The 12,340-nt window shown below is 31.6% G+C and carries 16 protein-coding genes; 13 read left to right on the plus strand and 3 right to left on the minus strand.

Annotated elements, in window-relative coordinates:
* The first annotated feature begins 83 nt into the window (after nucleotides 1-83).
* Genes Q4Q34_RS06740 through Q4Q34_RS06750 form a run of 3 tightly spaced genes read left to right on the plus strand, consistent with a single transcriptional unit; the run spans nucleotide 84 to nucleotide 2,713 of the window.
* Nucleotides 84-494 carry a hypothetical protein gene (locus Q4Q34_RS06740; protein ID WP_303316500.1) on the plus strand — a complete coding sequence of 137 codons (411 nt, stop codon included), beginning with the start codon at nucleotides 84-86 and terminating at the stop codon, nucleotides 492-494.
* 27 nt (nucleotides 495-521) lie between these two features.
* Nucleotides 522-1,064 carry an RNA polymerase sigma factor gene (locus Q4Q34_RS06745; protein ID WP_303316501.1) on the plus strand — a complete coding sequence of 181 codons (543 nt, stop codon included), beginning with the start codon at nucleotides 522-524 and terminating at the stop codon, nucleotides 1,062-1,064.
* Nucleotides 1,064-2,713 carry a hypothetical protein gene (locus Q4Q34_RS06750; protein WP_303316502.1) on the plus strand — a complete coding sequence of 550 codons (1,650 nt, stop codon included), beginning with the start codon at nucleotides 1,064-1,066 and terminating at the stop codon, nucleotides 2,711-2,713. Before Q4Q34_RS06745 ends, Q4Q34_RS06750 begins: the two co-directional genes overlap by 1 nt.
* Nucleotides 2,714-2,797: 84 nt before the next feature.
* Here Q4Q34_RS06750 and Q4Q34_RS06755 read toward each other — a convergent pair whose 3' ends face one another.
* Nucleotides 2,798-3,535, minus strand: coding sequence for a lysophospholipid acyltransferase family protein (locus Q4Q34_RS06755; protein WP_303316503.1), 738 nt, complete (start codon nucleotides 3,533-3,535; stop codon nucleotides 2,798-2,800).
* Nucleotides 3,536-3,603: 68 nt separating this feature from the next.
* Here Q4Q34_RS06755 and Q4Q34_RS06760 point away from each other — a divergent pair, with 68 nt between their 5' ends.
* Nucleotides 3,604-3,846 (plus strand): GlsB/YeaQ/YmgE family stress response membrane protein, encoded by a 243-nt coding sequence (locus Q4Q34_RS06760; protein WP_303316504.1) that lies wholly within the window; start codon nucleotides 3,604-3,606, stop codon nucleotides 3,844-3,846.
* Between the two features lie 119 nt (nucleotides 3,847-3,965).
* Nucleotides 3,966-4,934 carry a tryptophan--tRNA ligase gene (gene trpS, locus Q4Q34_RS06765; protein WP_303316505.1) on the plus strand — a complete coding sequence of 323 codons (969 nt, stop codon included), beginning with the start codon at nucleotides 3,966-3,968 and terminating at the stop codon, nucleotides 4,932-4,934.
* Between the two features lie 87 nt (nucleotides 4,935-5,021).
* On the opposite strand, the gene dprA is transcribed toward trpS, so the two are convergent.
* A complete protein-coding gene (gene dprA, locus Q4Q34_RS06770; protein ID WP_303316506.1) occupies nucleotides 5,022-6,125 on the minus strand; it encodes a DNA-processing protein DprA in 1,104 nt (367 codons plus the stop codon).
* A 104-nt stretch (nucleotides 6,126-6,229) separates the two neighbouring features.
* On the opposite strand from dprA, the gene Q4Q34_RS06775 reads away from it, so the two are divergent.
* From Q4Q34_RS06775 to Q4Q34_RS06790, 4 genes are all read left to right on the plus strand, one after another.
* On the plus strand, nucleotides 6,230-7,168 hold the full coding sequence (locus Q4Q34_RS06775) for an HU domain-containing protein (RefSeq protein WP_303316507.1): 939 nt from the start codon (nucleotides 6,230-6,232) through the stop codon (nucleotides 7,166-7,168).
* 67 nt (nucleotides 7,169-7,235) lie between these two features.
* Nucleotides 7,236-7,745, plus strand: a complete 510-nt coding sequence (locus Q4Q34_RS06780) for an acyl-CoA thioesterase (protein ID WP_303316508.1) — start codon at nucleotides 7,236-7,238, stop codon at nucleotides 7,743-7,745.
* A 257-nt stretch (nucleotides 7,746-8,002) separates the two neighbouring features.
* The gene (locus Q4Q34_RS06785; protein WP_330444608.1) at nucleotides 8,003-8,185 is read left to right on the plus strand and encodes a DUF6515 family protein; all 183 of its coding nucleotides are present in this window, start codon (nucleotides 8,003-8,005) and stop codon (nucleotides 8,183-8,185) included.
* A 356-nt stretch (nucleotides 8,186-8,541) separates the two neighbouring features.
* On the plus strand, nucleotides 8,542-8,925 hold the full coding sequence (locus Q4Q34_RS06790; protein ID WP_303316509.1) for a hypothetical protein: 384 nt from the start codon (nucleotides 8,542-8,544) through the stop codon (nucleotides 8,923-8,925).
* A gap of 84 nt (nucleotides 8,926-9,009) precedes the next feature.
* Here Q4Q34_RS06790 and Q4Q34_RS06795 read toward each other — a convergent pair whose 3' ends face one another.
* Nucleotides 9,010-9,219 carry a hypothetical protein gene (locus Q4Q34_RS06795; RefSeq protein ID WP_135876091.1) on the minus strand — a complete coding sequence of 70 codons (210 nt, stop codon included), beginning with the start codon at nucleotides 9,217-9,219 and terminating at the stop codon, nucleotides 9,010-9,012.
* Between the two features lie 144 nt (nucleotides 9,220-9,363).
* Here Q4Q34_RS06795 and Q4Q34_RS06800 point away from each other — a divergent pair, with 144 nt between their 5' ends.
* The 4 genes from Q4Q34_RS06800 (at nucleotide 9,364) to Q4Q34_RS06815 (ending at nucleotide 12,339) form a co-directional block, all read left to right on the plus strand.
* Entirely contained in the window at nucleotides 9,364-9,579 is a 216-nt protein-coding gene (locus tag Q4Q34_RS06800; RefSeq protein ID WP_303316510.1) for a helix-turn-helix domain-containing protein, read from the plus strand.
* Nucleotides 9,580-9,741: 162 nt separating this feature from the next.
* Nucleotides 9,742-10,503, plus strand: a complete 762-nt coding sequence (locus Q4Q34_RS06805) for a hypothetical protein (protein ID WP_303316511.1) — start codon at nucleotides 9,742-9,744, stop codon at nucleotides 10,501-10,503.
* A gap of 270 nt (nucleotides 10,504-10,773) precedes the next feature.
* Entirely contained in the window at nucleotides 10,774-11,667 is an 894-nt protein-coding gene (locus Q4Q34_RS06810) for a hypothetical protein (RefSeq protein WP_303316512.1), read from the plus strand.
* A 168-nt stretch (nucleotides 11,668-11,835) separates the two neighbouring features.
* Nucleotides 11,836-12,339, plus strand: a complete 504-nt coding sequence (locus tag Q4Q34_RS06815; RefSeq protein WP_303316513.1) for a GNAT family N-acetyltransferase — start codon at nucleotides 11,836-11,838, stop codon at nucleotides 12,337-12,339.
* Nucleotide 12,340 lies beyond the last annotated feature (1 nt).

Below are 12,340 nucleotides of genomic sequence, written 5' to 3' on the forward strand. Positions count from 1 at the left end.
TTTTTATTTTTATACGCAACCTTTTTATCCCTTGCGCATCTACATAGTGCGAACATGTATAATACCCTAAATTTTTTATTGCTATGAAAAAAGTTTTTGTTTTTTGTTTTATGGCGCTATTATTTGCATCATGTAGTATTGATGATGATGGTCCAAATTTTAGCTTTGAAATTTTACCCGTTGAAAGTGTTGAGATTCCTGATGAGTTTATGTTAGGAGAAACATATCCGATTACTGTTTCTTATCTTAGACCCACAACTTGTCATACATTCAAAGAGTTTTATTATTTAAAAGAGAATAATCAACGCACCGTTGCTCCTATAAATTATCTTTTTGAGAGGGATGATTGTGAAACCTTAGACAATGAATTAGTAGAATCGACTTTCAACTTTATAGTTACAAGTAATGGTTCTTATATTTTTAAATTTTGGCAAGGTGAGAACACCGATGGAGAAGATCAGTTTTTAACAATTGAGGTGCCAGTAGTTGAATAACACTTTTAATTTAATACATGTTTAATTTTGAGTTTAAACCAACTCATAGAAAATTGTAAAATTAATGATACTAAAGCCCAAGGAGAATTATACAAACTCTTTTCGAGTAAACTATTCTCTTTATGTTTAAAGTATTCGCGAAATCGTGTCGAAGCAGAAGATAATCTGCAAGACGCATTTTTAACAATTTTTAAAAAAATTGAACAGTATAAAAATAAAGGTTCTTTTGAAGGTTGGTTAAAACGTATTACTATAAATACTGTATTGCAACGATACAGAAACGAAAAGGTTTTTGATATAATAAATGAAAATATAATTGAAGATGTTGAATTAGAAGTTGATGAAGATACAGTATCCATCGATTATCTTTTACAAATTATTCAAGAATTACCAGACAGATATAGATTGGTTTTTAACCTATATGTATTGGATGGTTATTCACATAAAGATATAGCAGATATGCTAGACATAAATATAGGAACCTCAAAATCTAATTTGGCTCGTGCCAGACTTAGTTTAAAGGAAACTATAGAGAATTATAAGACGATGCAAAGTTTACAATCATTATAATGAGTGATAAAAAACATATAGACAGATTGTTTCAGGAAGGCTTTAAAGATTTTGAAGCCACACCTAGTGATGCTGTTTGGGAACATATAGAGGCTAAACTTAACCAGAAAAAGAAAAAACGCCGTGTCATTCCTATTTGGTGGCGCTATGCTGGTGTTGCTGCACTATTATTACTTTTATTAACTATTGGTGGTCTTTATTTTAATGATTCTGATACAACCCAAACCGATCAAGTAGTCGATACAAAAGACACGCCTCCTTCAAATTCTAAAAAAGATAATTCTATTGACTTGAATGGCGTCAATGATGCTATTGTTAATACTGACTCTAACGAAAACAAAAGTTCTAGTAGTAATAATACTCCCCAACAAAAAAATCTTTCATCTCAGGGAATAATTAATTCAAAAGAATCATCAATTGTAGAAACACCTGCATCAAGAAATGATAATGAGAAAGAAAAAGAAGCTAACGTTATAACTAATAGAGAAGAGCATGCCATCAACAAGTTATTAAATGCTGAAAGAAACCATGCCGTTGCAAATAATTCTAAGGGAGAAAACAATACTAATAAAATTGCTAACGAACCTAAAAGCCATGTTACTCTTGCGGATAAGTCTGAAAATAAAAATGCAGATAAACTCCAAAAAGCCTTAAAGAGCAACGCTGTTATTGCTTCAGATTCTGAAAAGAACAATCAAGAAATTCAACAAGACAAAGCATTATTAATTGGTAAGGAACGAGCAAAAGAGATCGTTAATAATGCTTCAAAAAATAACACTGCGATAGCAAAAACCGAAGAAAATAATACGGAAACCGTAACTAGTGAAGAAGAAAAAAGCGGTCTTACCATAGAAGAAGCAATAGATAAAACTAAAGACATTATTAAAGAAGATGACAACGTAAATAGGTGGAGTATCTCCCCAAATGCTGCGCCTGTTTATTTTAATACGCTTAGCAAAGGGTCTTCTATAGACCCCCAATTCAATGACAACTCTAAAAGTGGTGAACTTAATATGAGTTATGGTATTTCTGCCAGTTATGCTATTAACGAAAAACTAAGTATTCGCTCTGGTATTAATAAAGTTAATTTAGGTTATAGCACCAATGACATTGTTTCTTTTCAAGTTGTAGGTGTATCTTCAAGTAGTCGTTCACTTCAAAATGTCAACACGATAAAAACCGAAAACGCTAGTAGCGATAGTGGTGCCTCACCAGATAACACGGTCTCCCTTTTTAGTGGAGAGAGCCTCAATTCAAGTGATATTCCCGAAGCGTTTCCAACATCTAATAGCTCTATTAATCAAGATTTAGGTTATATAGAAATTCCTTTAGAGATTCAATACGCACTTTCAGATAAAAAATTAGGTGTTAATCTTATCGGAGGGTTTAGTTCGTTCTTTTTAAGTGATAACAAGATTTTTTCAGAATCACAAGAAGGTGGCAGAACCCTTTTAGGTAAGGCTAACAATATAAATAAGGTAAGTTATAGTGCTAATTTAGGACTAGGATTAAATTATAAAGTATCTAAAAAAATAGACTTGAATTTAGAACCTATGTTCAAATATCAAATTAACACCTTTAATAATACATCTGGCGATTTTAAACCTTTCTTTATAGGGGTTTATACAGGATTCGCCATTAAATTCTAGGTTTTTGGTTAGATCTGGATATTGATTTTTATTAAGCTCAAAAATCAATATCGAAAAAAAACTGCTCTTCCCCTGAGCAGTTTTTTATTTATTAAAGCTTTGTAATTGCTTCAATATAATATTTCTAGCCGTGTCGTTTAAAGACTTGGTATTATCAATATTTAAATTTTCTGTAGATAAAAATTTATGAATCTTAACACGCATTTTTCCTGGGCTACCGCTAAAAAACGTATACGAAAATCGTTTTTTATTATCTGCAAAAGTTAATGGTACAATAGGTATTTGATGGTTTATTGCCAACCTAAAAGCACCATTTTTAAATTGATCTAAATATATATCCTCTTCTGGCACACCTCCCTCAGGGAAAATACAAATACTTAAGCCAGATCGTAATCTACGTTGGGCTCTTAAAAAAACAGCTTGTCTACTTTTTGGTGAGCTTCTATCTACTAAAATACATGTACGCTTATAAAAGAAACCAAACAGTGGGATTTTAGCAAGTTCTTTTTTTCCAACAAATACAAATGGGTTCTTAACAGCGACGAGCATAAGCATAATGTCTGCCATTGAGGTATGATTAGCTATAAACATATAGCTTTTACTTTTTTCAGGTATTTGCTCTCGATCAATACGATATCTAAATCCCATACCTATTAAAATCATTTTTGCCCAAACTCTGGCAATCTTAAAAAAGAACGGATACCATGATTCTTTTAAAATAGAAATTAAAAGTATTGGAAACATTATAAGTATGGGCACCCCTACAAGTATGTAAAACCAAATACGATATAATACCCAAAAAATGTATTTGAAAACTATCATAAGCTTCAAAAATAACTATTATAAATTGATTATATTTAAATCATATTAACTTTAAAACAATTAAAATTATGTCTTTACTTTATTCACTTTTAATTGGAGGTATCGCTGGTTGGTTAGCTGGAAAGCTAATGAAAGGTGGTGGTTTCGGAGTTCTTTTTAACATAGTAATTGGTATTATTGGCGGTATTGTTGGTAATTGGCTTTTTGCAAAACTTGGCATTTCTTTAATGAGTGGTGTTATCGGTGATATTTTAACTGGAGCCATTGGTGCCTCGGTAATTCTCTTTATTGCTGGTTTATTAAAAAAATAGCTATTAACATAAATTATATATTAAAAAGTGGCTAATGCCACTTTTTTTATTGTGCAACAAATACGTATTTTCGCAGCATTGTTTAATTAAAACAGATTCCTGCTTTAGCAGGAAATATTATGGCAAGAATACTTACAGGTATACAGAGTACAGGAACACCACATTTAGGAAATATTTTAGGAGCTATTATGCCGGCTATTGAAATGGCTAATAACCCTGAAAACGATTCCTATTTATTTATTGCAAATCTGCATACTTTAACTCAGATTAAAGATGCTGAAACATTACGCACAAACACGTATTCTACAGCTGCTACCTGGTTAGCTTTTGGTTTAGATATAGAAAAGACAGTGTTTTACAGACAAAGTGATATTCCGCAGGTTACTGAATTATCTTGGTATTTAAGCTGTTTCTTTCCTTACCAACGTTTAACATTAGCGCACAGTTTTAAAGATAAAGCGGATAGACTAGAAGATGTAAACTCCGGATTATTTACCTATCCCATGCTTATGGCTGCCGATATTTTATTGTATGATGCCGAAATTATTCCTGTTGGAAAAGACCAGCTACAGCATATTGAAATGACACGCGATGTGGCGTCTCGTTTTCATGCTAAAGTTGGTGACACTTTTGTATTACCTGAAGGAAAAATACAAGAACATACAAAACTCATTCCAGGAACCGATGGTGAAAAAATGAGCAAAAGTAGAAATAACATTATCAATATATTTTTAGCCGATAAAAAACTACGCAAACAAATAATGGGTATTCAAACGGATAGTACACCATTAGAAGAACCAAAAGACTGGAAAACCTGTAATTGTTTTGCTATTTATAGTTTATTAGCTAACGACGAGCAAATTGAAACGATGAAAGCTAATTATGAAAATGGCGGTTATGGTTATGGACATGCAAAACAAGCTTTGTTTGAATTGATAATTGAAAAATTTGCGACACAACGCGAACGTTATAACTACTATATGGATAATCTCAATGAAATTGATAAAGCCTTAGCTTTAGGTGCTGATAAAGCAAAAGTAGTGGCTAATACTGTTTTGAGTAGAGTGCGTGAAAAGGTAGGGTATTAACATATTCCCATGCATCTTATCAAATTTATTTAACTTGCATTTGTCATTCTTGCGATTTGTACTGAACTCGTTTCAGTAAGGCAGGAATTAAACAACTTCAAATAATTTCCCAGGCAATGGTCTTATAACTCCCTTGAGCTCCATGCTAAGTAATACACTCGCTATTTTAAAAATAGGCATATTGCAATTAATAGCAATAACATCCAGTTGTTGTTTTTCGTTTTCTTTTAAATACGAATAGATTGTTTTTTCTGTAGTATCCAACTCTACAAACAATTGCTTTTGTATGGCTGGTTCCTTGTCTTTTTCTAATTGCCAATTAAGAATATAAGGGATATCTAAAGGTGTCGTAAGCATGTGCGCCTTTTGATGCTTTATTAAATTATTACATCCTATGCTCTGACTATCTGTAGTTCTTCCCGGAACAGCAAATACGTCTCTATTATAAGAATTTGCAATATCTGCAGTAACCAAACTTCCGCCTTTTTCAGCAGATTCTATAACAATGGTTGCTTCACTTAAACCCGCAATAACTCTATTTCTTTTCAAGAAATTATTTCTATCAAATGTATCGCTACTCCAAAAATCGGTAAAAAAACCTCCGTTTTTCTCTATATCGACCATGTATTTTTTATGTACTTTAGGATAAATTTGGTTCAAACCGTGTGCTAAACAACCAACTGTTTGTAAGTTGTTTTTAATGGCTGCTTTATGTGCTGTAATATCTGTTCCATAAGCAAAACCAGAAACTATAATAGGGTTATAGGGTGCTAAAGTTTCTACCAATGTTTCACAAAATGCGATGCCACTAGTTGTTATTTTCCGGGTTCCAACTATACTAATAATATGTTGTTGTTTTAAATTAATACGTCCAGATTGAAACAATAAAATAGGGCCATCAATGCAATGTTTTAATTTTTCAGGATAGCTTTCGTCCTTAAAATAAGACACTTTAATGTCGTTGGTCCTTATAAAATCTATTTCTTTTTCCGCAGCTTTTAAATGATATGTTTCGAATAAATCTCCTAAAATAACACTGCCTATGCCATCAATTTTAAGCAGATTTTGCTTCTTTTCCTTTAAAACGGCTTCGGCAGTACCGCACTGTGAGATAAGCCGCTTGGCTGTTATATCCCCAATATTTGGTACATGTTGCAAAGCCAAAGTATAAAACAAATCATTTTCTGTCATGCTATATCATTGATTTTAAAGCTGCAATAAAAGAATTTTTATACTGTTAATAAATACTTCTGTCTAAATTTTATATAAAAGCATAATTTTTTAACTTTGTTTCTATGCAACTAGAGACCTACATAAGCGATTTATTATATAGATATGAGTGTGTTACCATTCCTGAGTTTGGTGCTTTTTTAACACAACGTGTATCTGCAACCATTCACGGAACTACTAATGCTTTTTATCCACCTAGTAAGACAGTGTCGTTTAATGAGCAGATTCAAAAAAATGATGGTTTATTAGCACATTATATTGCTGATGTAGAAAAAATTCCTTTTGAGGTTGCCAGTAAAAAAATTGAAAAGCGAGTACACGCATTAAAGAATTATTTAACCCAAGGCGAGACACTCACTTTCAAAAATATTGGAGACATTGTTTTTAATGGTGAAGGCAAAATTGTGTTTGAACCATCGAATCACCTCAACTATTTAACTGATTCTTTTGGATTGTCTCAATTTGTATCACCAAAAGTAACTCGTGAGGTTTACAAAGAAGAAGTTAAAAACATTGAAAAAGTAATTCCTATTACTGTTACTCCTGAAAAACGTAAAACAGCACCATCATATTTAAAATATGCTGCAATTGCTTTAGTAGCCTTAACACTTGGTGGTCTTGGAGGAGCTAATTATTATGTAAATCAAATTGAGCAGCATAACCAATTAGCACAAGAGGAAGCGACACAACAATTGGATACTAAAATACAACAGGCAACATTTAATTTAAACCCGTTTCCTGCCATTACTTTAAATGTAACCAAACAGACTGGTAATTATCATATTATTGCAGGTGCATTTAGGTTTGAAGAAAACTGCGATAAAAAGGTACAACAACTTAAAGCGGAAGGTTTTAGTGCTAGAAAAATTGGTGTTAACAGATATGGTTTACATCAGGTTGTTTATGCAAGCTACGAAGACAGACTCGAGGCTTTAAAGGCTTTAAGAACCATCAAGAACACGCATAACAGAGATGCTTGGTTGGATGTTAGAAAACTAGATTAGTTTTTACAAATTCACTAATATTTTACTGCTTTAATACTTAACTTTGCTGCATTATTAAATTCATGTAATGAAAGCAAAGACTCCTGAACAATCGAAAACCATACTTACCGACATGGTTTTACCTGGTGAAACCAACCCTTTAAACAATCTATTTGGAGGGGAATTACTAGCAAGAATGGACCGTGCTGCAAGTATTGCTGCAAGACGCCACTCAAGACGTATTGTAGTAACCGCTTCTGTGAATCATGTGGCTTTTAATAGAGCCGTTCCTTTAGGAAGTGTTGTTACCGTTGAGGCTAAGGTGTCTCGTGCTTTTAAAACCTCTATGGAGGTGTTTATAGATGTATGGATAGAGGACAGAGAGTCTGGTGATAAAACAAAGGCTAATGAAGCCATTTACACCTTTGTGGCGGTAGATGAAACTGGACGCCCTATAGCCATTCCAGAAATAAGCCCAGAAACTGTATTAGAAAAAGAACGTTATGATGCTGCATTACGCCGTAAACAATTAAGTTTATTATTAGCAGGAAAAATAAAGCCAAATGAGGCTACCGAATTAAAGGCTCTATTTGAATAAATAACAAAGGGTAGTTGCTTCTTGTCATTCCTATTGAAGCATAAGGAGGGATCTCATAATTAATAAAGCTTCTTAGTTTTATCTTGAGTCTTTCAACGACTCTCAATGTAACGAACAGAATAAACAATCTTAACTTATCAGGGTCACGATTAATTTCTTCTTAATTAAACCTTTTACTTTTTAGTAAGTCTTATAGCAGAACTAAATCTAAAAAAGCTATGAGACATTTTATTATTTTATTTTTCGTTTTATGCTCAATGAGTTTATCTTCTTGTGTTACTCGTACTCGCGTAGTTACTAAACCTGCAACTCAGGTTAATCTTGTAAAAAAAGCCCCTAGACATTACAAAATTGTAAAAGTTAAAGGGAAACGTTATTACTTTTGGAATGGGAATCATTATAAGAAAACTAGAAGGGGGTATGTAATTGTGAGAGTGTAAATTAATTGAGATAGATACTTTGCCTATTCTGAGGAGTACCAGAGTGTGATGTAAGAATGAACAGTACCTTGTTGTTTTAGGTATAAATAAAAAGAGATTAAGACTCCATTGCTATGTAAGCCGAAACTTCACAAATAGCAAATAAAATCACATCTAAGTTTTACTTAAATACATTTTTTATTCTTCGTTACTTTTATTGATCTGAAGTTACACCACTTTTTAAGGGTTGATATTTCTTATATTTGGTTTGTATATAATAGAAATAAACGCACCTTTATTACATTTATCCAGAAATGTTAGGGAATAAACTCCATAAAGTGCGTTTATACAATTGTTGTGCGCCATTTGACCAAACAATGAACAGCAGAACTGAAGAAATAATAAGTCGCTTCGAAAAATCTTGGACAGAAACTTTTGACCGATTCCAAATGCTGATTAATAATGGTGGATTTGACAAATTGATACCGATTCGTAACTTAATCTCTGAAATGAGAGAAAATGACGAATGGAAACACTTCCGAATTGGAACTTCAATGTTTACGCTGATTTTTTCTCGTTCTGTAGATTTTGGATTACGGACTGACCAAAAACACATAAAAATAGAAACGATTAATTTTAATGAATATGAAGTTACTTTTCGGGATGCAGACAAATTATATCGAGAATATATAATTTCGGACTTAAAAGACGTTCGACTGCATAAACTACTGAATACTTTAAAAGGAACATTAGTTGATTGAATATAAAACAGTATCGATGTTAAAAATAACTGCTGTTTTTAGCTTAAATAAAGGTCGTATGCCATTGCAAAGAAACCGACCACATTAGATTTTTGGTTTTGGATTTCTTCTTGTTGGATACATCACCTGTTGTTTTTTGAATTGACCGATTTCCTCTCTTAACGTCTGATTGATATTGTAAATCAAATCATTTTGGTATTTCATAATTCCCAATAAATCGTGCATTGCGTTTAAATTTTCTAATTGCTTATAAACAATTTGTTCTAAATCGGCTTTGGTATATCTTTTGCTCATATTAATTTGTTTAGATTTTAAAAACTATAGTTCGTAATTCTGGACTAAAGTAATTATTTTCTGTAATAAATCAAAATTATAATCCAGATATTCTAAACTAAAACATGAAAGAACTAAATTTGAATAGCGAAAATCGAAAAAAGCATGACAGAACTCGGACAGTATTTATCCAAAAAATCGGCAAGTAAAGCTGGGATTTCGAAGAAAACTGGAATTAGTAAATCTAGAATCAGTGAACTTACCCTTAATCCTTCTACTCAACTTAGAGCTTGGGAACTATACTTAATTGCTTTGGCATTGGACGTTGACCCAGGAGAGATGTTTAAAGAAATTTTTAGGGATTTGAAATTAAAACAATAAAACGGCATACAACAGGGTATAAAATTAATTGCTGGTTCAAGCCTACTTACGAAAATCCTCGCGGATTTTCTAGTCGGTTTGTATTTGCTGAGTTAAGTACTTAAAATCCGCAACTAATCTTATACTAGACGTTAGCAGCAAGTAGGGCAAAATATCGATATTATGAATGGACAAATTATTGGAGGAATATTAATTATGATTCTAGGTACAGGACTTGGAACATACTTTATTCAAAAAGGTAGAACTAAATTAGCTTTTGAAAACAGTAAAAAAATAATTAAGCATTTAAATTCTTTAGATAGTGCTTCAAGAGCCGAAATCATAAATAATTCAAATTTAAATAAAGACGAAATTATTTATTTAGTTAATCACCAAACCAAATCTTCTGCAATAGAAATTATTGAAGAGGTATCCAACAAATTTGGAATAATAAATAATGATTTAGTAGAAAAAGAGAAAAAAATAAATGAATTAGAGAAAAAAGAAACCGAAAGGAAAAATAAACAAAAAGCGTTCGAAAAATTAAAAAACACACCGCCTTTAGTCGATTTCTATTTAGAGAATCGCGATAACAAGCTTTTTATCAAAATGACTTTTAAAAATAATGTTCCGATAATGATACGACCTTATTTATCTGTGATTTGGGATAGTAAAGAAAAAAATCACAAAACCGCAGGTTGGAAAGCATATACTGGCTTTTCAGAAATTCATCCTGACGAAAATGGAATAGCATATTTTGAATATGATAGCTTAAATAATAAGAATCTTCCGATTGGAAAGGAAGTATTAGGTTTTAGGGTAATTATAAGATATTATTCTATTTATTACCCTGAAATTAAGGACGAAAAACTAGGAGAAAGAACATTGGAATTAAATTTAGGTTTGGACCCAAACGATAATAAATTTAAGAATATAACTGGATAGAAAAGCCAGCTCTGCTACCGCCAGTTTGTAACTGGTGACAGTTATGCAAGTCTTAAAACTTAGCAAATAAAATCACATCCAAGTTTTTACTTAAATACATTTTTTATACTTCGTTGCTTTTATTGATTTGAAATTACACCACTTTTTAAGGGTTGATATTTCTTATATTTGGTTTGCATATTAGAAATAAACGCACCTTTATTACATTTATCCAGAAATATTAGGGAATAAACTCCATAAAATGTGTTTATATGATTTTTACCCACAACTATGAAAAAACTACTTCTAATAATTTTGATTTTCGTTTTCCAAATTAGTTTTGCTCAAAACGAAGACCTTTTTAATAGATTGAATGCTATTCACAATAACGGTACTACATTTTACAATGTTGATGGAATTGATTTTACCTCACAAACAATTTCTTCAGAATTCAATGACAAAAATCTCAAAAAAACATACCGCAAGAACAAAATCAATAAAAATATCTTAATTGAAACAGATAAGCAATTAAGCTATGAAAATTATAAGGTTGTCAAACGAGAAGAGTTAGATAATGGTTTAGTCTCGGTTAGTGTCAATTATTTTGTTAAAAATAAAGACAATCGTATTTCTATTTTTTGGTTTGGTTATTATTACAAAAACAGCCCTGAATTTGAAAGAAAAATGATTGAATTAATTTTGAGTGATGAAATTCCTAAAAGTTGCTTTAGTAATTTAAAAACTGATAAAATCAATTTTGCTGGACGAAAAATTGAATTAGGGGGTAGTTGCAATTGGATGAATATAAATAATATTCAGTGTCCTTATTATGGACAAATGAATTGGTCTGTACATAAGACTAAACAAAGTTCTGATTTATCAATCGAAAATCAATTAAAAGCAACTAAAATAAAAAATGGCGGAAAAGTAATTTTAGAAGAAGAAGTTGAAATTTTGTTTGAAGGAATTGAAACAAAAGCAAAAAAAGTCTTGTATGACTTTACGGGAGTAAAATCCCTTTTAACATCTATGTCTGGCGGAAAAAACTTGACTATTTATTATGTTTCAGAAAAAATCCGAGACAATTATGTAAGCTGTGTTTTGAGTTTTTGGAATAATGATAATATAAACCCGAGCGGATTACCACCATTATTGGAAGAAGTAATGAGCATTGGGGGAAAATAACTAATGTTAACAAAGATAATCGTTGTGCAAGACTATAATTCATTGTGGTTTTGTGGCATCCCAAAATAAAAGTATTAATCAAACGACTGGATTTCGACAGAATAATTCTGCGGATGATTCCACAACGAAATCATAGCCTAAACTATTGGTAAATATTTGAGAAAATTGATGATTGAAATTAAAAAAGCAGAAGATAGAAGTGATTATAGAATCATCAAAAAATTAGCAGCCGAAATTTTACACGAAGTTTACGACCCAATAATTCCGGCTGAGCATACTGATTATTTTTTGACAGAATTCCAATCGGAAAATGCAATTGCAAACCAAATTGAAAATGAACACTTCAGCTATTTTCTCTTAAAGTTTGACTCTAAAAATGTAGGATATTTAGGAATTCAAAAACTGAATGAAAAATTGATTTTGAGCAAACTTTATATTCTGGAATCGTTTCGCGGACTGAAAATCGGAAAAACAGCGTTGGAATATGTTAACAGATTTGCGACGGATAAAGGAATTGAAAAAATTGAGCTAATTGTTAACCAACAAAACCAAAATACGATTGATATTTATCTAAAAAACGGATTTAAAATAGTGGAATCGATTGTAAATTCCTTCCCTAATGGACATTCTGTTGAGGATTACAAAATGGAAAAAATATTGAAAACGGAATAAA

This window comes from Flavivirga abyssicola (assembly GCF_030540775.2).
Taxonomy (GTDB): Bacteria; Bacteroidota; Bacteroidia; order Flavobacteriales; family Flavobacteriaceae; genus Flavivirga; species Flavivirga abyssicola.